21 protein-coding genes and 1 tRNA gene are annotated in these 22,120 nt (G+C 60.7%); 14 read left to right on the plus strand and 8 right to left on the minus strand.

Features of this window, described 5'->3' with window-relative positions; genetic code table 11:
* Positions 1–9: 9 nt before the first annotated feature.
* The 8 genes from Q7C20_RS01110 (at position 10) to Q7C20_RS01145 (ending at position 7,903) form a co-directional block, all read left to right on the plus strand.
* Positions 10–1,293, plus strand: coding sequence for an arsenic transporter (locus Q7C20_RS01110; protein ID WP_375064590.1), 1,284 nt, complete (start codon positions 10–12; stop codon positions 1,291–1,293).
* Positions 1,294–1,306: 13 nt separating this feature from the next.
* Positions 1,307–1,777 carry an arsenate reductase ArsC gene (locus tag Q7C20_RS01115; protein WP_375064592.1) on the plus strand — a complete coding sequence of 157 codons (471 nt, stop codon included), beginning with the start codon at positions 1,307–1,309 and terminating at the stop codon, positions 1,775–1,777.
* 73 nt (positions 1,778–1,850) lie between these two features.
* Entirely contained in the window at positions 1,851–2,462 is a 612-nt protein-coding gene (locus Q7C20_RS01120; protein ID WP_375064594.1) for a LysE family transporter, read from the plus strand.
* A 320-nt stretch (positions 2,463–2,782) separates the two neighbouring features.
* Entirely contained in the window at positions 2,783–3,076 is a 294-nt protein-coding gene (locus Q7C20_RS01125; RefSeq protein ID WP_375064596.1) for a hypothetical protein, read from the plus strand.
* 235 nt (positions 3,077–3,311) lie between these two features.
* The gene (gene mgtA / locus Q7C20_RS01130) at positions 3,312–6,026 is read left to right on the plus strand and encodes a magnesium-translocating P-type ATPase (RefSeq protein WP_375064598.1); all 2,715 of its coding nucleotides are present in this window, start codon (positions 3,312–3,314) and stop codon (positions 6,024–6,026) included.
* Between the two features lie 65 nt (positions 6,027–6,091).
* On the plus strand, positions 6,092–6,439 hold the full coding sequence (locus Q7C20_RS01135) for a DUF2493 domain-containing protein (protein ID WP_375064600.1): 348 nt from the start codon (positions 6,092–6,094) through the stop codon (positions 6,437–6,439).
* Between the two features lie 18 nt (positions 6,440–6,457).
* Positions 6,458–7,279, plus strand: a complete 822-nt coding sequence (locus tag Q7C20_RS01140; protein ID WP_375064602.1) for a hypothetical protein — start codon at positions 6,458–6,460, stop codon at positions 7,277–7,279.
* 96 nt (positions 7,280–7,375) lie between these two features.
* Positions 7,376–7,903, plus strand: coding sequence for a DinB family protein (locus Q7C20_RS01145; protein WP_375064604.1), 528 nt, complete (start codon positions 7,376–7,378; stop codon positions 7,901–7,903).
* Positions 7,904–8,186: 283 nt separating this feature from the next.
* Here Q7C20_RS01145 and Q7C20_RS01150 read toward each other — a convergent pair whose 3' ends face one another.
* Positions 8,187–8,756, minus strand: coding sequence for a hypothetical protein (locus tag Q7C20_RS01150; protein ID WP_375064606.1), 570 nt, complete (start codon positions 8,754–8,756; stop codon positions 8,187–8,189).
* Positions 8,757–8,981: 225 nt separating this feature from the next.
* Between Q7C20_RS01150 and Q7C20_RS01155 the strand changes: the two genes are divergently transcribed.
* A tRNA-Leu gene (locus Q7C20_RS01155) sits at positions 8,982–9,068 on the plus strand.
* Positions 9,069–9,086: 18 nt separating this feature from the next.
* Positions 9,087–9,689, plus strand: coding sequence for a glycine zipper domain-containing protein (locus Q7C20_RS01160; RefSeq protein WP_375064608.1), 603 nt, complete (start codon positions 9,087–9,089; stop codon positions 9,687–9,689).
* A 320-nt stretch (positions 9,690–10,009) separates the two neighbouring features.
* Here Q7C20_RS01160 and trpC read toward each other — a convergent pair whose 3' ends face one another.
* From trpC to Q7C20_RS01175, 3 genes are all read right to left on the minus strand, one after another.
* Positions 10,010–10,807 carry an indole-3-glycerol phosphate synthase TrpC gene (gene trpC / locus Q7C20_RS01165; RefSeq protein ID WP_375064610.1) on the minus strand — a complete coding sequence of 266 codons (798 nt, stop codon included), beginning with the start codon at positions 10,805–10,807 and terminating at the stop codon, positions 10,010–10,012.
* Positions 10,808–10,955: 148 nt separating this feature from the next.
* Positions 10,956–13,022: a maltose alpha-D-glucosyltransferase gene (gene treS, locus Q7C20_RS01170; protein WP_375064612.1), complete on the minus strand. Its 2,067-nt coding sequence runs from the start codon at positions 13,020–13,022 to the stop codon at positions 10,956–10,958.
* Positions 13,023–13,107: 85 nt separating this feature from the next.
* Entirely contained in the window at positions 13,108–13,875 is a 768-nt protein-coding gene (locus Q7C20_RS01175; protein ID WP_375064614.1) for a helix-turn-helix domain-containing protein, read from the minus strand.
* 210 nt (positions 13,876–14,085) lie between these two features.
* Here Q7C20_RS01175 and Q7C20_RS01180 point away from each other — a divergent pair, with 210 nt between their 5' ends.
* The 3 genes from Q7C20_RS01180 to Q7C20_RS01190 are packed head-to-tail and all read left to right on the plus strand — an operon-like array spanning position 14,086 to position 17,301.
* Positions 14,086–15,012, plus strand: a complete 927-nt coding sequence (locus Q7C20_RS01180; RefSeq protein ID WP_375064616.1) for a 4-hydroxyproline epimerase — start codon at positions 14,086–14,088, stop codon at positions 15,010–15,012.
* A gap of 34 nt (positions 15,013–15,046) precedes the next feature.
* Complete coding sequence (locus tag Q7C20_RS01185) at positions 15,047–15,994, plus strand: dihydrodipicolinate synthase family protein (RefSeq protein WP_375064618.1); 948 nt, start codon at positions 15,047–15,049, stop codon at positions 15,992–15,994.
* Between the two features lie 47 nt (positions 15,995–16,041).
* Positions 16,042–17,301, plus strand: a complete 1,260-nt coding sequence (locus Q7C20_RS01190) for an NAD(P)/FAD-dependent oxidoreductase (RefSeq protein WP_375064620.1) — start codon at positions 16,042–16,044, stop codon at positions 17,299–17,301.
* A gap of 44 nt (positions 17,302–17,345) precedes the next feature.
* On the opposite strand, the gene Q7C20_RS01195 is transcribed toward Q7C20_RS01190, so the two are convergent.
* The 4 genes from Q7C20_RS01195 to Q7C20_RS01210 all read right to left on the minus strand — a co-directional run bounded on the left by Q7C20_RS01195 (position 17,346) and on the right by Q7C20_RS01210 (position 21,297).
* Complete coding sequence (locus Q7C20_RS01195; RefSeq protein ID WP_375064622.1) at positions 17,346–18,260, minus strand: ADP-ribosylglycohydrolase family protein; 915 nt, start codon at positions 18,258–18,260, stop codon at positions 17,346–17,348.
* Between the two features lie 42 nt (positions 18,261–18,302).
* Positions 18,303–19,286: a GlxA family transcriptional regulator gene (locus tag Q7C20_RS01200; protein WP_375064847.1), complete on the minus strand. Its 984-nt coding sequence runs from the start codon at positions 19,284–19,286 to the stop codon at positions 18,303–18,305.
* Between the two features lie 669 nt (positions 19,287–19,955).
* Positions 19,956–20,564: a LysE family translocator gene (locus Q7C20_RS01205; protein WP_375064624.1), complete on the minus strand. Its 609-nt coding sequence runs from the start codon at positions 20,562–20,564 to the stop codon at positions 19,956–19,958.
* 268 nt (positions 20,565–20,832) lie between these two features.
* Positions 20,833–21,297, minus strand: coding sequence for a hypothetical protein (locus tag Q7C20_RS01210; RefSeq protein ID WP_348056719.1), 465 nt, complete (start codon positions 21,295–21,297; stop codon positions 20,833–20,835).
* Positions 21,298–21,608: 311 nt separating this feature from the next.
* Here Q7C20_RS01210 and Q7C20_RS01215 point away from each other — a divergent pair, with 311 nt between their 5' ends.
* Positions 21,609–21,869, plus strand: a complete 261-nt coding sequence (locus Q7C20_RS01215) for a hypothetical protein (protein WP_375064626.1) — start codon at positions 21,609–21,611, stop codon at positions 21,867–21,869.
* Positions 21,870–22,120: the final 251 nt, after the last annotated feature.

Below are 22,120 nucleotides of genomic sequence, written 5' to 3' on the forward strand. Positions count from 1 at the left end.
CGTTTATTCATGCTTGTCGCGATTGCGATTTTTATCTTCACCATCGTGTTGGTCATCTGGCAGCCCAAGGGCCTTGGCGTAGGCTGGAGCGCAACGCTGGGCGCAATCCTGGCCCTGGCGTGTGGCGTGATCAGCTTTGCCGATATTCCCGTGGTCTGGCACATCATCTGGAATGCCACCGGCACCTTTGTCGCGCTGATCATCATCAGCCTGCTGCTGGATGAAGCCGGGTTTTTCGCCTGGGCCGCGCTGCACGTGGCGCGCTGGGGGCGCGGGCGGGGCCGTCGGCTGTTTGCCTATATGGTGCTGCTGGGCGCGCTGGTGTCGGCGTTGTTTGCCAATGATGGCGCGGCGTTGATCCTCACGCCCATCGTCATGTCGATGCTGTTGGCGCTGCGGTTTTCCCCGGCGGCCACGTTGGCCTTCGTGATGGGCGCGGGGTTTATCGCCGATACCGCCAGCTTGCCGTTGGTGGTGTCGAACCTGGTGAACATCGTTTCGGCGGACTATTTCAAGATCGGCTTTAACGAATACGCCGCGGTTATGGTGCCGGTAAACGTTGTCAGCGTGGCTGCGACCCTCGCGGTGTTGCTGTGGTTTTTCCGTCGCGACATTCCCCGCACCTACGACCCTGCCGACCTCGACGACCCCGCCAGTGCCATCCACGACCGCGCCACCTTTCGCGCCGGCTGGTGGGTGCTGGGCATTCTGCTGGTTGGCTGTTTTGCCCTGGAGCCGCTGGGCATTCCCATCAGCGCGATTTCCGCCGCGTGCGCCGTGTTGCTGCTGGTGATCGCCGCCAAAGGCCACACCATTTCTACGCGCAAGGTGCTCAAAGACGCGCCCTGGCAGATCGTGGTGTTTTCGCTGGGCATGTACTTGGTGGTCTACGGCCTGCGTAACGCAGGGCTGACCACGTATCTCGCCACCTGGCTCGATACCTTCGCCACCTACGGCGTGTGGGGCGCGGCCATGGGCACCGGGGTGCTGACGGCGTTGCTGTCTTCGGCGATGAACAACTTGCCGACGGTGTTGATCGGCGCACTGTCCATCGAATCCAGCCATGCCGTGGGGGTGGTCAGGGACGCGATGATCTACGCCAACGTGATCGGCAGCGACCTGGGCCCGAAAATTACCCCCATCGGTAGCCTCGCCACCTTGCTGTGGCTGCATATCCTGGCGCGCAAAGGCATCACCATCACCTGGGGTTACTATTTCAAGGTCGGCATTGTGCTGACCTTGCCGGTGCTGTTGATCAGCCTCGCCGCCCTCGCCCTGCGCCTGAGTGTGTGAAGGAGAACCCGCAATGAAAGTCTTGTTCATGTGTACGGCCAACAGCTGCCGCAGCATCTTGTCAGAAGCACTGTTCAATCATCTGGCGCCACCGGGGTTTGAGGCGATCAGCTCCGGCAGCTTCCCCAAGGGTCAGGTCTTGCCCCGCAGTTTGACCGCGCTGAAGGCGGCCGGCATCAGCACCGACGGGCTGTACAGCAAGGGCAACGACGCGTTTGAAGGCAACCCGCCGGACGTGGTGATCACCGTGTGTGACAAGGCCGCCGGTGAGGCTTGCCCGGTGTATTTCGGGCCTGCACTGAAAGCGCATTGGGGCCTGGAAGATCCGTCCGACGTTCAAGGTGACGATCAAAGCCTCAACGCCGCGTTCAACGCAACCATGGCCATCATCACCGCCCGCTGCGAGGCGTTTTTCGCCTTGCCCTTTGCCCGCCTCGGCCCGGTTGAACTGAAGGCTGAACTCGACCGCATCGCGCGCTTATAAAGGGGCCAATGACCTCTCGATCTGATCACCTGAGTCGTCGTATGCTCTCGCACTTTCTCGAAAGGACGCGGGCATGTTGACGATCTTTTTCTACGCGCTGGTATTCGGTTTTGTGTTTTGCCTCTCCCCCGGCGCGGTGCTGGCGGAGACGTTGCGCCGTGGCCTGCTGCACGGTTTTACCCCAGCATTGATGGTGCAATTCGGCTCGCTGGTGGGCGATGCGGTCTGGGCAGTGATTGGCCTGACGGGCATTGCGCTGCTGATCCAGCATGATGCGGTGCATGTACCGCTGACCATCGTGTGCGCGGTGTACCTGGCCTGGCTTGGCGTGCGCAGCCTGATCGATGCCTGGCACTTGCCGGCAGCCGACAGTGCGCCGGCCGGCACCGGGCAGAATGCGCTGGCAGTCGGCGCGGCGATTTCCCTGGCCAACCCGAAGAACATCGTTTACTGGGGCGCACTTGGCAGCGCCTTGTCCGGGATCGTCGGCACAACGCCCAGCCATGGGCAAACGCTGATGTTTTTTGCGGGCTTTATGCTGGCGTCGGTACTGTCGTGTTTCCTTACCGCCGCGCTGGTCAACCTGCTGCGCAAGAACGCATCGCCGTTGTGGCAACGGGTCAGTTACGGGACCTGTGGGGTGGTGTTGTTATATCTCGCTGTTCTGGCCGCTCAGGGGATATGAAGTTATATATTGCGCGCAACTTCATAGTGCCGCGTGTCTGAATAGATTCTGAACACGCGGCACTTTAATTAATCATCCGTTGACATTTTGTAACGGTCTGAGTAGATTGCCCCTGCCCGCAACTGGGGCCTTTTTTAAACCTCACAAAAGAAGCCAATGGACACAGTATCTAGTCGCTGTCCGAGCACCGCATCAGCGGGCGTCGGGCGCCAAACCCAGAATATGACAGGACTCGCCTTCCAGGTCCGGTAAGCTGCGCTAGAGCTCGATGCTCCACCGTAACTGCCTCACCGGTCGCTCGTCCGGTCCCGAGGTGTGTTATGACCTTTCAACTAATTGTTTTGCCCGATATTCGCACGCTCGCCGCAGCCCTGCGCGCCAAGCTGTGCCGCGAGCCCGTAGGCTTTTCACCTACCCGCTCGGCCTTTGCTGCACCTTCCCTGCACGTGCGACCAGCTCCCCCGCTGGCGCATTGGCATGTCTGCCCGGACAGCGGCCACTTGCTGCAACACTGGGACCACGCCGACCCTCAAGACCCGCAGAGACCTCAGGTTTCCATGCGGGCTCAAACCAGCCTGATGTTCGCGTTATACGTGAGCGCCCGGGCCGCTTAACCTCGCTGGAAACAGCAACTTTCTGATGAACAGTCTGGAGTTCTTTATGAACATTTCCAGTAGTAGCCCGCTGCGCGCTAGTTAACTAACGCGTCAGCAGCGGGCCCTGCAGAAGTTATATCAATACCTTATTTAAACCGATCGCGAAGTCCGCGGCTCGGCATGCTTTCGCTCGCCTGTATTCAGGTAAGTACCGGGTATGTTTTGTCGAGAATTGGCGACAGGAGTACAGACAATGAGCGCCGTAAAAAACACGCCACTGCACAAGAAAAATGGCACCGACGCCGACACCAAGCTGTCGATGCGTGCCGCCCGCGAAGCCCAGAACGGCCTGTCGGCCACCCTTGCCAATGTGCGCGCAACCACCGACGGCCTGACCGAGCTGGACGCCTCGGCGCGCCTGGCACGGGAAGGCCACAACGAAGTGGCCCACGACAAGCCGCCTCACGCCATCGTCCAGTTCCTGCAGGCACTGAACAACCCTTTCATCTACGTACTGCTGACCCTCGCCGGCATCAGCTTTGTTACCGACTATTGGTTGCCGCTGCAAGCCGGTGAAGAAGTCGACCTGACCAAGGTCATCATTATCATGACCATGGTGCTGCTCAGCAGCTTGCTGCGGTTTTGGCAGGAACACCGCTCGGCCAAATCCGCCGAAGCCTTGAAAGCCATGGTACGCACCACCGCCACCGTGCTGCGCCGCGAGCAAGTGGGCGCCCAGCCCATCCTGCGTGAAGTGCCGATGCGCGAGCTGGTGGCGGGCGATATCGTGCAGTTGTCGGCGGGCGACATGATCCCGGCTGACATACGCCTGATCGAATCCCGTGACCTGTTTATCAGCCAGGCCGTGCTGACCGGCGAAGCCTTGCCGGTGGAGAAATACGACACCCTCGGTGACGTGACGCAAAAATCCGCCTCCTCGATGGCCGCCGACCAGGGCAACCTGCTCGACCTGCCAAACATCTGCTTCATGGGCACTAACGTGGTCAGCGGCCGCGCCAAAGCCGTTGTGGTCGCCACCGGGCCGCGCACTTATTTTGGCTCGCTGGCCAAGGCGATTGTCGGCTCGCGGGTGCAAACCGCCTTCGACCGAGGGGTGAACAGCGTCAGCTGGCTGCTGATCCGTTTCATGCTGGTGATGGTGCCGATCGTGTTCCTGCTCAATGGCTTCTCCAAAGGCGATTGGGGCGATGCCTTCCTGTTTGCCCTGGCGGTTGCGGTGGGCCTCACCCCGGAAATGCTGCCGATGATCGTCAGCGCCAACCTGGCCAAGGGCGCAACGGCCATGGCCAAGCGCAAAGTGGTGGTCAAGCGCCTCAACGCGATCCAGAACTTCGGTTCGATGGACGTGCTGTGCACTGACAAGACCGGCACCCTGACCCAGGACAAAATCATCCTCGAACACCACGTCAACGCCCTTGGCCAACGGGATGACGCGGTACTGTCCCTGGCCTGGCTGAACAGCTTTCACCAGAGCGGCATGAAAAACCTGATGGACCAGGCGGTAGTGCAGTTCTCGGCGCAGAACCCGAAGTTTCAGGTGCCGTTTGCCTACAGCAAGGTCGATGAGTTGCCGTTCGACTTCGTGCGCCGTCGCCTGTCGATCGTGGTCAAGGATGCCGCCGGCGACCAGCTGCTGGTGTGCAAAGGGGCTGTGGAGGAGATGCTGAGCATTTCCACGCACATGACGGTGGCCGGCGAAGCCGTGCCGCTGGATGATCGCCGCCGTGAGGAGTTGCTGGCCCTGGCCAACGACTACAACGAGGACGGCTTCCGCGTGTTGGTGGTTGCCACGCGCAATATCCCCAAGGCATTGGCACGCCAGCAGTACACCACCACCGATGAGCGCAACCTGGTGATCCAGGGTTTCCTGACCTTCCTGGACCCACCGAAAGAAACCGCAGGCCCGGCGATTGCGGCGCTGCAACAGATCGGCGTGGCGGTCAAAGTGCTGACCGGCGACAACGCCGTGGTCACCAGCAAGATTTGCCGCCAGGTCGGCCTGGAACCCGGGCAGCCACTGCTGGGCGTGGAAATAGAAGCGATGGACGACGCCACGCTGATGCGCCGCGTGGAAGAGCGCACGGTGTTTGCCAAGCTGACGCCGCTGCAGAAATCCCGGGTGCTGAAAGCCCTGCAGGCCAACGGTCACACGGTCGGTTTCCTCGGTGACGGCATCAACGATGCGCCGGCGCTGCGAGATGCTGACGTGGGCATCTCGGTGGATACCGCCACCGACATCGCCAAGGAATCGGCCGACATCATCCTCCTGGAAAAGAGCCTGATGGTGCTCGAAGAAGGCGTGCTCAAAGGCCGCGAAACCTTCGGCAACATCATGAAGTACCTGAACATGACCGCCAGCTCCAACTTCGGCAACGTGTTCTCGGTACTGGTCGCCAGTGCGTTCATCCCGTTCATGCCGATGCTTGCCATCCACTTGCTGCTGCAAAACCTGATGTACGACATCTCCCAGCTGGCCTTGCCGTGGGACAAGATGGACAAGGAATACCTGGCCAAACCACGCAAGTGGGACGCGAAAAACATTGGCCGCTTCATGATCTGGATCGGGCCGACATCGTCGATCTTCGACATCACCACCTTTGCACTGATGTGGTACGTGTTCAGCGCCAATAGCGTGGAAATGCAGACCCTGTTCCAGTCCGGCTGGTTTATCGAAGGGCTGCTCTCGCAAACCCTGGTGGTGCACATGCTGCGCACCCGCAAGATCCCGTTCTTCCAAAGCACGGCCGCCTGGCCGGTATTGATGATGACCGCCATCGTCATCGCACTCGGGATCTACGTGCCGTTCTCGCCGCTGGGCACCCTGGTTGGCCTGGAGCCGCTGCCGCTGGCGTACTTCCCATGGCTGGTTGGCACCCTGCTGGCCTACTGCTGCGTGGCGCAACTGATGAAAACGATCTACATCCGCCGCTTCAAGCAGTGGTACTGATCTCCCCCGCCGTTTAAACGGTGGCGGCCGCCCGGCCGCTGCCGTGCACTACAAGGATTTGACCCATGCGCGTGTTGATCTGTGCAGGTCGTCATTACGCCGACACCAAAAGGTCCCGCCACGTGCTGGACGCTTACCACCGCCTGCGCCCGGTGCAGGTTTTGATTCACGGCGGCAACCAGTTCCTCGGCAGCGACATCGAGGAATGGGCCAGGGAAATGAGCATCGACGTGGTGCGCTACCCGCCCAATTGGCAACGCCACGGCAAGCAGGCAGAACGCCAGCGCAATCATTTCATGCTCACCGACAGCCGCCCCGATGTGGTCATCGCCCTGCCGGGTGGTGACGACACATCCGAGCTGGTCTGCCAGGCCACCGCCAGCGGCATTCCGGTGCTGACCGTAGAAAGCTGACTTCAAGCGAGGTGCATCATGCACAAAAAACACACCCCGATTCAAAAGGACGGGTTCGCCAAATACCGTGCGCGTCACTATCGCGGCCCGCGCAATACCTTGTTGTTGCTGCCACCGGCCAAGCGCCGCGCACTGCAACGTAACCTGATCTTTATCGGCGTCACCCTGGGCCTGATCTTGCTGACCGCACTGTGTTCCAGGGCTTACGCCGCTGGCGGTGCCTATGTGGTGGATGACGGCGCGGTCAATGCGCCGGGCGAATGCAATGTGGACGCCTGGTACACCGCCAATCGGCATCAAGGCAACGTTCATAACCAAACCCTCAACCCGGCCTGCACCTTCAGTGCCCTGCCATCGGTGCAATGGAGCGCGGCACTGTCGCGCTCCAGCGAGGCCGGTGACGCCGAAACCCAGGTCAGCCCGCAAGTGAAGGCGCAGGTGTGGTCGCGGGAAGATCTGGGGCTGCAACTGGCGGTGTCTGCAACCGGGCATGTCGCGCTGGACCGCCAACATGCCTTCGACGGCGCAGACCTCACGGTGCCGCTAACCTGGCAACCCGTGCAAGCGCTACGCCTGAACTTCAATGGCGGCTGGGCCCACGCCTACAACGGTGGCGAGCAAACCCACCGCCTGACGTGGGGCACCGGGTTTGAATATCAAGTAGCGGACGCACTTACGCTGATCGGTGAGCGCTACGGCCAGGAAGGCGGCGACCAAGCGTGGCAGGCCGGGCCGCGACTCCATCTGGGCACGTTGGTGGATGTGGATGTGGTGGTCGGGCAAAGCCTCAGTGGCGAGCGCAACAGATGGTTGACCACCGGCGCCACCGTGCGCTTCTAGGACTTGGCAACCATAGCCCGCCGCTGCGGGAACACCATGACCGCCGGGCGGGCACGCTTTATGATGGCGTTCACGCGCCATTGAAGGAGAACACCGGTGAACCGCATCGAGCACATTACGCTGCTGGCAGACTACAACGCCTGGATGAACCGCAAGGTGTATGACGCTGCCAGTACGCTGACGGACGCTGAGCTGAGCGAGGATCGACAGGCGTTCTTCGGCTCGATCCTCGGCACGCTGAACCATCTGACGCTGGGTGACACTGTCTGGCTCAAGCGCTTTGCCACGCACCCGGCCGGCTTCTCGGCGCTAGCACCGTTAAGTGCTGTCGACATGCCGACAGACCTCAAACAGCTGGCCTTCGCCGATATCCGCGAGCTGACGGCCCGGCGCCTCTGGCTGGACCCGCTCATCACTGAATGGGCCCGCAACCTGCGCGAGTCAGACCTGGACCATCACCTGCACTACCACAACATGCGCGGCATGGCGGCCGACAAACCGTTCTTCGGCCTGCTGATGCATTTTTTCAACCATCAAACCCACCACCGGGGCCAGGCAACGACGCTGCTGAGCCAGGCGGGCGTGGACGTGGGCGATACCGACCTGCTCGCGCTGATCGACTGAACTCAGCGTGCGCTGAATTCGGCATACTTCCAATGGCCGGGATTGAGGCCCAGGGGAGTGATACCCGCCCGATGAGACCAAACACAATCCCTGTGGCGAGCGGGCTTGCCCCGCGTTGGGTTGCGCAGCAGCCCCAAAAACAGCAGCCGAGGAGTGCCTGACTCACCGCATTGCTCCTTTTAGGGTCGCTGCGCAACCCAACGCGGGGCAAGCCCGCTCGCCACAGGGTACTCATCGCCTGTTCTACCTAAGGACCATTAAAGGGGTGGCCCTCAGGACAAAGTTATTTGACCTTGCTACTCAGCGTATCAAGGCTGCGTTTAAGATCGTCCAGGCTGCGTTTTTGCTCCTCAATGCTGCGTTTCTGATCACTGGCTTCGCTTTTGAGTTGGGACAGTTCACTGGAACTGGAGCTTGAACTGGAACTTGAGTTTCGCTTCAAGTCATCCACCTCGCTTTTCAACTTGTCGATGACACTCTTCTGATCCGCGACCGTGCGCTTCAAGTCGGTGAGCTGACTGTCGCTGGCACTTGAACTGGACCCGTCCTTGCGCTTGAAGTCATCAAAATAGCGCGCCTGCTCTTCCAGCTTGCCTTTCAAACTCTGCAGTTCGTAGTTGTCGCTCTTCTGTGCCTCCAGCAATTTTTCGAAATCGCCCACGCTGAACGTGCTGGTGGCCAACACGCGCTTGGCGCCCTCTGAGGAACTGGTCGTAAACTTGTCATTACTGCCTGGCCCGAAACTGCCCCACTGCACATCACTCTCCGCCTGCGCCGTATTCACGCCCATGGCGACAAACAGCCCTATTACGCTTGCAGTAATCATCCAAGAAGGCTTGCGAACACTGAGCATCAACTGATTCCTTTCGAAACTGCCGGGATGGCATATCGCTATGACTGGAATTCCGAGAACTTGTTCCCGCACGCAAAAAATCCTCCGCAGAGCGCCAACAGGTTTATGTAGATCACTGATCTATCACGCTTTTTCAATAAGAGATTTGTGCAACAAACGCGCCTCTCGACCTTGCATCGATGCGCCTGGGTCTATATATTCCCAACCCTGCTTCAACGCGCTACCGCCCGAATGGCGAAACTGGTAGACGCATGGGACTTAAAATCCCCCGCTCGTAAGGGCGTGCCGGTTCGATTCCGGCTTCGGGCACCATACATATCAAGGGCTTGCATGAGTTATCTCATGCAGGCCCTTATTGTTTGTGCTTCGTTACCCTCTATTCTCGCCTCCCACACCGCCCATCAAACTCCGACGGCTAACTCACCAATCTGTTCTAATCTGAAGGGTGGGCGTGCTTCAAACCGTGAGCGCCTGCTGGCAACCTTCAGAGGCACAAAAAAAATGAAAATGACACTTCCGACCCTGGCACTGGGCATCCTGATTTCGCAAGGCGCGATGGCCGCAGGAGATGGCACCGCAGCGCTGGGCGGCGGCGTGGGTGGCGCATTGGGCAATATCGTCGGCCAACAAATGGGCGGATCGACCGGCGCTGCTGTCGGTGCAGGTTTAGGCGGAGCAGCTGGCGGCGCGGTTGGCGCTCAAAAGGGCAATAAAACCGAAGCTGCCATTGGCGGCGGGCTGGGTTCTGCGGGTGGCTCACTCATCGGCAATCGCCTCGGCGGCGCAACCGGGTCAACCATCGGTGCAGGTGTAGGGGGCGCAGCGGGCGGCGCGTTGGGCAATAACCTGGCGGATGACGAGAGCGGTCATCGGTCCGGCGGCGGCAAGCACAAAGGCAACAACAAGCACAAACACAAGAACAAACACGATTGATGGGTTGATACCCACCCGGCAAAAGGCCCACTGCATGTGGGCCTTTTCATGCCATCAAGGCTAGGCTCTCGAAAAAAACCACATCACAAAGGCGACGGCGACCACCCAGCCGAGCGTTAGCAGAAATGAAAGACCCGCAAGCCGCTTATCCATGTTTACCCGTCGACAGATTGAGATCGCACTAGGATCATTTGAGTGCAAGAGTAGTTCAGCCGCGCCATTCCTTCTCGACTAGGCGCCTGAAATCACCTGCCCTCCCCGGCGCATTGAGCTGAACGGTAAGTAAGCGCTTCAGGTGTTGCCTGTGAGGCGTGTAGCGTTTAAGCGTGGCCGCTCAACAGCGTGCGGGTCGCCGCTGCCACATCCTCTTGGCGCATCAAGCTTTCACCCACCAGGAAGGTGTTGATACCGGAGCCTTTCAGGCGCTGGCAATCGGCATGGCTGAAGATGCCACTTTCGCCGACCAGAAATTTACTCGCCGGCACCATGGATGCCAATCGCTCGCTGACCGACAGGCTCACCTCAAAGGTGCGCAAATTACGGTTGTTCACCCCCAGCAACGGCGAGTTAAGTTTCAGTGCGCGCTGCAACTCGGCTTCGTCGTGCACTTCCACCAGCACATCCATGCCCAAATTCATTGCCAGGCCTTCGAACTCGGCGGCCTGGCCGTCGCTCAGTGACGCCATGATCAGCAGGATGCAGTCCGCACCCCAGGCCCGCGCTTCGTAGACTTGATAGCCGTCAAACATGAAGTCCTTGCGCAATGCGGGCAGGCTGCAAGCGTTACGCGCCTCGATCAAAAATTGCGGCGAGCCCTGAAAGCTTGGCGTGTCGGTCAGCACCGACAGGCAGGCCGCGCCGCCGTCTTCATAGGCCTGTGCCAGCGCCGGTGGGTTGAAGTCTTGCCGAATCAGCCCTTTGGACGGGCTGGCCTTCTTGATCTCCGCAATCAAGCCAAACGCCCCGTCGGCTTCCTTTGCCTTCAAGGCACTGTAAAAACCTCGGGTCGGGGGTTGGTCCAGCGCCATGGCCTTGATGTCCACCAAGGGAATCGCCGCCCTGGCGGCTGCAATTTCCTCAAGTTTGTAGCGTTCTATCTGTTCAAGAATGTCGCTCATGACCAAGCCTTTGTCAGTGGTGATTGCGTTGACGCACAGAGCCATGGGGAAAGGCACGGCCCGGCATGCCCGCAATACAGAGCGGTCAGCCTACCGTGGTTGTGTTCGAAAGTCGGCACGGCGGCGCCGTGCCAACAGAAACCCGCAACTACACCATCGGTGAATTACTCACCACCCGCAGCGCCAGGCCTTCATACGCATCCAGCGTGATGGTGAATTCACCCTCAGCGGTCAAGTCGCCCTCTACCCGCTCATTAATGATGTCCACCACCGGCCCTGGCGCAATGTTGGGCAGGTGCAGGGTTTCGGTGATAGGCGTGGCGCCGAAGTTCAGCGCAGTGATTTGCGTGCCCTTCCCGGCCGGCAGCTCGTGAACCATGATCAGCAAGCCGGGATGCTCGACATCCGGCACCAGAATCTGGCGGCTGGCAGCAATCCCGTAGGCGCTGCGCACGGCGAGGATTTTCTGCAACTGCGAGGCAAACGATTCCGGGTCCTTCAACTGGCTGTTCAAACTGCCGTACAAGGTTTTTGCGCGCGGCATCTGGCCTGCCGACAGTTCTGCTTCAGGGTTCAAGTCCACCAGATCGTAGGCACCGCGATGTACCCAGCGGGTATCGCCGTCTGCCATCAGGTGCGCAACGTCGTCTGCCGCTAACGGCAGCGCGCCAACCAGGTCCCAGCCCGACAACGCAAACACCCCGGGTTGCATGGCGTTGTACATCACCAACAACAAATGAATCTGGCGAATCTGCTGGATATCCGCCGCTGTAATCGCATCCAGATCACGAATGCCCAGTGCCGCCGTGATGATGCTGGCGGTGGTGCAGGACACGCCGTTGGTTACGAATTTGAGGTTATACGGCGCCTGCTCACCGGCCAGGCGCTCGTACATCTGCTCGCGAATATGCTCGCGCAAGATGTTGCCGGGGAAGGTTTGGCCCTGATAAAGGTAGCTGTCGTGGGCGTGCAACGTCCAGAAGTGCACCAGTTCAAGGGTCAGCTCGTCGTGGTTTTGCAAGGCGTGAATCAGGGAGCCGGGATCAATGCCCTGGCTGTGCATTTCGCGCAGCATCAGGCGCAAAAACTCAGTGTCGCCCATCAGCAAGGCGTGCTGGTACGCCGGACGCGTGATGAAGTCGTAGGACAGGTCGGCGCCGCCATGGGACATCGCAGCGATGTCGTCGACGGTGAGGTTCAGCTCCTGAAAGCTGAAGCCGCCGGCTTTACGAATTGCGCCGCCGAGCAACTGGTTGCCGGTGATCGACAGCGGGTGGCTTTCCGACCATGCCGTGCCATCCAGCTTGCGCTCCACGCCGAGAAACCCGTTGGCATCGAGGCGCAGGATCTTGGCGCCCATCACATCAATGGCGTGCAAGGCGTCGCCAATGATCATCTGCTGCGCGGCAAACGAAGGGTCGAGCCAGTTCAGCGACGGCTGGCCTTCCTTGAAGTAATGCAGGTACACCCAACGGCGCGGCTTGCCATCCACGCCCATCACCACGGGCGTTGCGCTCCAGTCGGTTTCCTTGACGCCGGGCTCGAAGAAAATCACCCGCTGCAACTGGCCGACGATGTAATGCTTGTCGCGCAGTGCATCCACCTGCAAGGGGCTGAGGTTCTGCGCATCACGCCCCTCGGCGACTTCAGGCAACAGCGGCCAGTCTTCCTCGCGGATTTCCACCATGTGGTAGAGGCCGGGATAGTCTTCATACGCCATCTCGGCCAGGCGGAAGTCCGCGCCCTTGCCGGTGTGCGACGGGATCACGTCGTCGATGATCACCGAGTTATGCGCCGCCGCCATGCGCGTCAGGGCCTGCAACTGCGCCTCGGTGCCCAGTTCGGGGTCGATTTCAAAGCTGATGCGGTCGAAGTTGCCGTCGATGGTCGGCGTATGCCGCGTGCCGGACAGCCCGCCCGACTTCTTCAACGGGCCGTTGTGAATGCCCTGGATACCGATCTTCGACAGCGCATGCCACAGGCTTTCATCGCCCAAGGCTTCCAGCACCGTGCCGCCCTCACGGGTCACAATCGACGCGGGATACGCGGTGAACCAGACAGACGACAACGCCGTGGCATCACGCGGCCGGGTATGCGCATAAGGCTGCTGCCACAGCCGCCCCTGCCCGGAATAAAGCTTGGCCCGCTGGCGCGCAGCGTTGAGCATGGATTGTTGCACCAGCCAGTTCACATGATCGTTGTCAGCCGCCGTCATAAGCTCAATACCTGTCTCGTGAAAAGGATATTCGTAAGCATAGGAGGGGTCGCGGGGGCTATTCGTTGCATTGCAATGCGGGTAACTACGCCCGCTGGCGATATTGCCTGGGCGTAAATCCCGTCAAGGCTTTGAACTGCCGGGTAAACGCGCTGTGATCGGTGTACCCGCATTGCAGCGCCACTTCGGTGATCGGCAGTTCGGTGTGCAGCAACCGGTGCGCATGCTCCAGGCGGACTTTCTGGATCATCTGCCGAGGCGTGAGGTGAAACACGCGCTTGCAGTAGCGCTCCAGTTGCGCCACGGAAATGCCTGCGATGCGCGTCAGCTCACTGAGGGTGACGCGGCGGTTGAAATGCTTGCGGATGTGTTCATCCACGGCGGCCAGGCGCTGATACGCCGGGTGCGTTTCGCTGGCCGTTTGCAGGTCTACCGAAATGCCCGCCAGGCCGATGATCTGACCCTCATCGTTGTACAGCGGCCATTTGTGGGTCAGGCACCAACCGGGTTCGCGGGTGCCGTACAGGTGCAGTTCAAGCTGGTCCTCCAGCACCAAACCCTGCTCCAGCACGCGCCGGTCCTGCTCGGTATACCCCGGCCCGAGTTGCGCCGGGAACACTTCGGCGCTGGTCTTGCCCAGCAGCGGTTGCAGTTGCTTTAGGCCGCAGCGCTGCACCAGCGTGCGGTTGGCGAGAACATAGCGGGCGTCGAGGTCCTTGATAAAGACCGCCGCATTGGGGATCACATCCAGCATCGGCAACAACTGCACCACGCCGGCCAACAGCTGCTCGATGCTGTGGGGGCGATGGGCATCAGTCCCTTTGCAAAGGGTCGCAAACGAGCTCTGCAACATCACATCAACCTCCGTTTTTTTAAGCAGATTGCTCCATGCCCGAGGCCCTGTCGAGGGCGGCGCATTGTGCTGAATTCGTCATCCACACCCACACAACACATCAATCTTCGCGCCGCTCGCGGGTTCAGGATAGGGCCATTCCTGGTTACACGGCGGTTTCGCCGTGTTGCTGCCGGGCATCGTGTAGTGCGAACACAGAGGGTGCGTTTTATGCAGCGGTTGCACGTTATCGACTCCCACACCGGCGGCGAACCCACGCGCTTGGTGATGGACGGATTTCCGACACTCGCCGGCAACAGCATTGCCGATCAACGGGATTTCCTGCGCACCCACCACGATCAATGGCGCCGCGCCTGCCTGCTGGAGCCGCGAGGCAATGATGTGTTGGTCGGCGCGCTGTACTGCGAGCCCGTTACGCCCGGTGCGACGTGCGGGGTGATCTTCTTCAACAACGCCGGTTACCTCGGCATGTGCGGCCACGGCGCCATTGGCCTGGTGGCCTCGTTGCACCACCTGGGTCGCATCAAACCCGGCGTGCACACCCTCGACACGCCGGTCGGCCCGGTCGCCGCGACCCTGCACCCGGACGGCGCCGTGACCCTGCGCAATGTGCCCGCCTACCGCTATCGCCAGCAAGTGCCGGTAGAGGTGCCCGGCCATGGCGTGGTCTACGGCGATATCGCCTGGGGCGGCAACTGGTTTTTCCTGGTCTCGGACCACGGCCACAGGCTGCAAATGGATAACGTTGACGCCCTCACCGAATACACCTGGGCGATGCTCAAGGCCCTCGACACTCAAGGTATTCACGCTGCGGACGGCGCGTTGATCGACCATATCGAGCTATTCGCCGACGACGCCAGCGCCAACAGTCGCAACTTTGTGATGTGCCCCGGCAAGGCCTACGACCGCTCGCCTTGCGGCACCGGCACCAGCGCCAAACTCGCCTGCCTGGCCGCCGATGGAAAACTTCAGCCCGGCGAGTCGTGGGTCCAGGCGAGCATCACCGGCAGCCGCTTTGAAGGCCGCTATGAATGGGACGGCGAACGCGTCATCCCGTACATCACTGGCCGCGCCTACATGACCGCCGACAGCACGCTGCTGATCGACGAGCAGGACCCTTTCGCCTGGGGCATCTGAGCCTCGCCTTATTTCACATATTGGAGTCAGAACAATGAGCGACGCCATTTTCACCGGCTGCATCCCCGCGCTGATGACCCCGTGCACCCCGCAGCGCACGCCGGACTTTGACGCCCTTGTGTCCAAAGGCCGCGAATTGGTCGATATCGGCATGAGCGCCGTGGTGTATTGCGGTTCCATGGGTGACTGGCCGTTATTGACTGAAGCCGAGCGCCAGGAAGGCGTGGCACGCTTGGTGGCCGCTGGCGTGCCGACCATCGTCGGCACCGGCGCGGTGAACAGCCGTGAGGCCGTCGCACATGCGGCTCACGCGGCGAACGTCGGTGCCCATGGGTTGATGGTGATTCCGCGAGTGTTGTCCCGTGGCGCCTCGGCCACCGCGCAAAAGGCGCATTTTTCGGCGATTCTCAAGGCCGCGCCGAACCTGCCGGCGGTGATCTACAACAGCCCGTACTACGGCTTCGCGACCCGCGCCGACTTGTTCTTCGAGCTGCGCCGCGAACACCCCAACCTCATCGGTTTCAAGGAATTCGGCGGCGCCGCTGACCTGCGTTACGCAGCGGAAAACATCACCTCCCAGGACGATAACGTGACGCTGATGGTCGGCGTCGATACCCAGGTAGTGCACGGTTTCGTCAACTGCAACGCCACCGGCGCCATCACCGGCATCGGCAACGCCCTGCCCCGCGAAGTGCTGCACTTGGTGGCCCTGAGCAAACAAGCCGCCAAGGGTGACGCCAAGGCCCGGCGCCTGGCGCGCGAGCTGGAAGCCGCATTGGCGGTGTTGTCCTCGTTCGACGAGGGCTGCGACCTGGTGCTGTATTACAAGCACCTGATGGTGCTCAACGGCGACAAAGGCTATGCCCTGCACTTCAACGACACCGACGTGCTCAGCGATGCCCAGCGCCGCTACGCCGAAAACCAGTACGCGCTGTTTCGCCAGTGGTATGCCAACTGGTCGGCTGAACAGAACGCCGCCTGACCCTGCGCGCTGCGGCGCTTGCTCGACGGCCAGAGAGAGGCCACGCCATGCCCGATTCGACCCCTGTAGACATCGCCGTCGTTGGCGCCGGCATCATCGGCGTCGCCTGTGCCCTGCAATTGGCGCGTCATGGCCTGCGCGTGATTGTCCTCGACCCTCAGGAGCCGGGCATGGGCGCCTCCTACGGCAATGCCGGGCACCTGGCCACCGAGCAGGTATTCCCGATTGCCGACATGTCGATCCTCACGCGCCTGCCCGGCATGCTCATGGATCCCATGGGCCCGCTGCGCCTGGACTGGAAATACCTGCCCCGCGCCCTGCCCTGGTTTGTGCGCCTGTTGCTGAACCTGCGACCGTCCAGTTACCAACGCACGGTGGCGGGCCTTCGTGCGCTGAATGAAGCCAGCCTTGGCGCGTGGCAGCGATTGCTGCAGTCCATTGATCGGCCGCAGTTGCTGCGCGAAGACGGTTCGCTGCTGGTTTTCGAGCGCGCCGATTCCCGCGAAGCGATCGACGCTCTGCAACAACGCATGCAACAGCAAAACGTGCCGTTGGAATTCTGGTCAGGCGAGGCCGTGCGCGAAGCGGCGCCGCAGTTAAGCGAACACATCAAGGGCGGGCTGTTTTTCCCGGGTACCGGGCACTTTATTGATCCGTATCAGGTGGTGCGCGAGCTGGTAGATGCCGCCAAAGCCCACGGCGTGCAGTTTCTAAAGCAGCGCGTGCTCGAGGCGCGCGTTGAGGACACGGGCGTCTCGCTGAGGACCGATCTGGGCGTTTTGAAGGCGCGCCAGGTGCTGATCGCCTGCGGCGCCCACTCGGCCAAACTGACCGCTGAACTCACCGGCAAAAAAGTGCCGCTGGACACAGAACGCGGCTATCACCTGATGCTGCCCCTTGAGCGAGATCGCCTGCCGTTTGCCGTCACCTCCCTGGAGCGCAAATTCATCATGACGCCCATGACTGGCGGCTTGCGCCTGGCCGGCACCGTCGAATTCGCCGGGCTTGAGCGACCTGCCGACATGCGACGCGCCTGGCAATTGCACCGGTTGAGCCAGGGGTTGTTCAGGCAAGACCTGAGTGCAGAAGGCGCGACGCCGTGGATGGGCTTCAGGCCGTCATTGCCGGACTCACTGCCGATTATTGAGAGGGTGTGCGATGGCAAGGTGTTGCTAGCGTTTGGGCATCAACATCTGGGTTTGACCCAGGCGGCAGTCACGGCGGAGATGGTGGTGCAACTCGTTGCACCCACACCGTTGTTTTCAGACCTGCCGGCGCCGGCACCGTTTGAATTAAATCGCTTCTGAAAAAAGCCACTTTTGACCCCACACCCGATCGTTCCCGCGCGGTTTTATTGACCCGCTGAAGCCGCACGCAATAAACCATCTGCCATCTCTTGAATCTCATCGCGCATCCAGAGCTTGTCCAGCCAGCCTTCCGGAATACCTTGCATCGCATAGTGCGCGCCGGCCAATTGCCCCACGATGGCCGCCGTAGTATCGGCGTCATCACCCAGGTTCGTGGCGAGCAGTACAGCTTCTTCAAAGCTCTCGGTATGGTGAAAGCACCAGAACGCGGCTTCAAGCGATGCCACGGCATAGCCTGAACCGCGAATCTCGGCGCTGGGTTTATGCCGGTATTCGCCGTGGGCGATGGCCGCGACTTTCGGTGCAGTCGAGGTTGAGTCAGGGAAGTGCAAGACCTGATCCTTGGCAGCGCCGCTCAAGGCATTGCCAATCGCTTGCGCCAGCAACAGGCAGCACTCGATTGCCTCCAGCGCCGCATGGGTTGTACGCGAACTGTCCGCCGTAAACTGACGGATCTTTTCCCGGTCAGGAAAATAGAACAGCACCACCGGCGCCAGACGCATCATCGAACCGTTGCCCGCAGAATAAGGATCAGTCGAGCCGGCAAACGGGTTGCCACTCTCCTGAAATACCGCCAGGGCCTCACGCACCGTCATGCCAATATCGAAGCACTCACCGGTTGAGCTCAGGTATCCCCACTTCCACCAGTTCAGATACCGCGTCATCTGATCGGCCGCATCGCAACCCTTTTTATTCAACAGGCTCTCGGCGAGGCACAGCGCCATGGAAGTGTCATCGGTCCATTGACCGGGCTTGAGGTGGAAAGGCCCCGCGCCGACCATGTCAGTGACCGGTTCAAACGTCCCGCGCGGCTTGAATTCAACCGTGGTGCCCACGGCGTCACCGCAGGCCAACCCCAACAGGCTGCCGCGATAACGATCTTTAAGTGAAATGGCCATCGGCTCTCCCTGATAAAAACGTCCAGATAAACAGCGCCCATCCTACTTCACCAGCCGCTTCTCCTTCGAAGGGCGATAGCCAAAATAGGCGCTGTAACACTTGCTGAAATGACTCGGCGAGACAAAACCGCACGCCACCAGCACATCCACCTGTGACAGCTCCGTGTGCTGCAACAGCCGCCGCGCTTCGGTCACGCGCAGTTCCATGTAATAGCGCTGCGGTGTGGTGCCCAGTTGTTCCTTGAACAGCCGCTCCAGCTGGCGTCGGGAACGGCCGGCATAGACCGCCAACTGGTCCAGCTCCAGCGGTTCCTCAAGGTTGGAATCCATGAGTTTCACGACTTCGCGCAGCGGCGCGCTGACGCACACGTTTTCCGTGGGCTTGATGCGCCGGTAGCGGGATTCTTCAAACGACAGAATGTCTTCGATGCCTTCGACCAGTGCCTTGCCGTGCAGGCTTTTGATCCAGTCGAGGGCCATGTGGAACGCCCCCGACGGGCTGGAGGCGGTCAGCCGGTCGCGGTCGATCACATACGGTTCGCTGGTCACTTGCGCAGCCTTTGCCACTTCCGCCAGCGCCGGGCGGTGTTCGGGGTGGATGGCGCACCGGTAGCCTTGCAACAGACCGGCGCGGCCGAGGAACCATGAGCCGTTCCAAAGGCCAGCGAGGCCCACGCCGTGTTCGGCGGCGCTGCGCAGCAGTTGGGTCAGCTCGTCAGCCGCCTTGAGTTCGGTGCGAAAACCACCGCAGATCACCAGCAAGTCGAGGTCCTGCAACGCCAACGCGTCCAGGCGCGCATCAGGGCGAATCACCAGGCCGAGGTCGCTGATCACTTCGCCCTCGCCGCAGCCGAACGTGCGCGTGGCGAACAGCTCGGGGCGTAGCAGGTTGGCGGTGATAAGGGTGTCGAGGGTTTGGGTGAATGCGGGCAGGGAGAAGTGTTCGAGCAGCAAAAAGCCGACGCGGGTCACCGGCGACGGCTGCTGGGGGTTGTCATTGAGGTAGCGCAAGTTCTTGCCTTGCATGCCACCGCTGAACTGGCGTCTTTCCATCGAGGGTCAGCCCACGCTTATTGTTAGTGCAGTGGGCGCCATCTTAGAGGATTGCTGTACCAAAACGGCGAAAACGTGGCACCAAACCGATGTAGCGTGAGTCGGCACTGTTGAAGGCTGATCTTCATAAACACAGGCGCCACTCAGGCCCGCAAGCCAGCGGCTACAACCCCATCTGATACGGTTTTTTCTTTTCCATCTGCGTCTGTATTGAAATCTGTTCCTGGCGGACAATAGCGCCATTCCCGACACCCATGTCGAGCGCGACAGGACGTTTCCTGCCGCCCCTTCCCTTCGGAGGCCTTATGACCAAGATGGCAATTTTCCTGTTCGGCTTTTTAGTGCTGACCATCGGTATAGGCTTGTTGGCGACCATTTCACCGGTCTAGCCAGCCCTTTCAAGGTATTTAGGTAGAACAGGCGAGAGTACCCGTGGCGAGCGGGCTCGCCCCGCGCTGGGCTGCGCAGCAGCCCCAAAACCTGCGGCCGCAGAACGCCTGACTCACCGCATTGTTCGCCCTTAACGGGCTGGTATCAGCAAGATATGGCCTGTGTCCAGGGCTGGCCGGTCTAGCGAAACGTCCAGTGGGTAAGGCCAGTGCCGCCGTGGTCAATGTCGGCACTTGGCTAAATAGAGCGGCGTCAGCTGGCAAACAGCATCGGGTAGAGCGACAGCACCAGTAACCCGGCCATCGACAGGTTGAACAGCCTCAACCAGCGCGGTTCGCGCAACACATTGCGCAACCCACTGCCACAGCCGACCCACACGCAAACACTTGGCAGGTTGACCAGCGCAAACACCAGGGCAATCACCAGCACGTTGGTCACGTAGCCTTCGGCCGGCGTGTAGGTGGTGATGGCGCCCAACGCCATGATCCACGCCTTGGGGTTGACCCACTGGAACGCCGCCGCGCCAAGAAACGTCATGGGTTTGCCCTGAGCATCACTGCCCTCGGACAGGCCGCCCGACGTCGCGATCTTCCACGCCAGGTACAGCAAATACGCCGCACCCACATACCGCAACACCGTGTAGGCCCACGGAAACACCTTGAACACTTCGCCCAGACCCAGGCCCACCGAAATCACCAGCAGCATAAAACCAACGCTGATCCCCAGCGCATGGGGCATCGACCGGCGAAACCCGAAGTTCACGCCCGAGGCCAGCAACATCGTGTTGTTGGGCCCAGGAGTGATCGAGGAGACGAAGGCGAACAGCACAAAGGCTGACAGTAAACCTGTAGACATAAACATGGCGCGGCATCCAAACGGTGGTGTTATGCCTGCGACAGTAGTGGCTTATGGCGCCCGCCGCCCCGTACAGCTAGGGGCGGATCGAGGCATACACTTTGGGCTTGGCGAGCAGTGCGCGGATCGACCGGGGCGTACGGGAGTTCTTCGCCAGCGGCCTGGTATTCGAGGTGAGCCATTGGGCGCGATTCCCGTTCAGTCAAGTCAGGGACAAAACGGCTCCCGGCGCACGCGCCGGGAACCGTTTGGGTTGACGGGCAGCGCCCACCCGTCAGTTTTGTGGCCGTTGCTTGGTCGAGTCCAGCTCGGCCTTTTTGCCGGTACTGATTTCAGTGATCTGCGCCGACTTGGCAATGGCCATGTCGAACGTGTCCTGCATCTTGGCGATGGCGTCGGTCGCCGTGCCCTTCAGCCCGCCATTCGCGGCCCAGTCGAAGTTCCACACGCCCGACAGGTTATCGGCGCCGGCCACGTCGTGGGTTTCGATTGCGGTGAACACGTCCGGGTGGCGCTCCATGTACTTGGCAGCGTCGGAAACGTCGGTTGGCACCTTGCCCGAGGCGTTATTCGCGAGTTGCGTCAGGTCCTGCTTGTTAATGGCCGACTTGCCCGACTGGCGCATGTAATCGGCAATCACCTTGCTGGACTTGGCAATGTTCAACTTATCGTCGAACGAAGACGGTGAGGACTTTGGCGTGTTCGACCCGCCAGCCGCGGGCGTTACGGTAGTAGACATCGGCGCTGCTCCCTCGATGAAACGAATGAAATCGTCGTGCTGACGATACCCCGACGCGGACGTTAGCATGGGCAAAGGGCCATTCCATGGGGCTTCACAACATTTCACAACGGCAGGCCGATTTTCGCGGCGTGTTCGGGGGTTAAACCTGACGAAATTACCCTGTGTGATAGCTGGTTGGCGCGCAACGGGCCAATAGCGGTATCGCCCTCCTCAAATGAATACAATGGTGGGAGCAGCTCATACGCGATCGCCCGGTTAACGGGTAGCCTGGCAAACCGATACCTTTTGATGTGACGGGTGGGAAACCAATGGAAAAATTGATACACGGCCTCCACGGGCCCAGAACCGCTCAACAGGAACTGTTTTATGACCTGGACGACGCAGCGGCGGTGGTTGGCTGGTCGGTGGTTGAACTCACCGCCCTCGCCGCCGGCGCCCAAAGCCCGAAAGGCGCGGTGGCGATGATGAAGATCGTCGCATTGCTGACAGCCCAGCAGGCGAAGCTTGCGGTGTATGCGGGCGAAGTGAAAAGTCAGCGCATTATCAGGGCTGAGGCTGATGGCAATTGAGTTGAATGGAGTGGTAGACACAAGAGCCCTGACGCGCTGCTTGGCATTGCCGAACTGAGTCACTTATGTGCCAGTGAGCCAGGTTGGGACAGGGGAATCGGCGCACTGAATCGGCAAACAGATTTCATGCCTGACTCCGGGTGAACAGCAACGATATTTGTTAGAGGCGCACCGCCGCCCTGTCGAGCTTCGGACGTTTCCCACAAGCCAGCAAGGTTGAGTCACAGGAAGAAGCCTGGCTAAGATTCGCC

The sequence above is a fragment of the Pseudomonas sp. AMR01 genome (assembly GCF_041946035.1).
Taxonomy (GTDB): domain Bacteria; phylum Pseudomonadota; class Gammaproteobacteria; order Pseudomonadales; family Pseudomonadaceae; genus Aquipseudomonas; species Aquipseudomonas antarctica_B.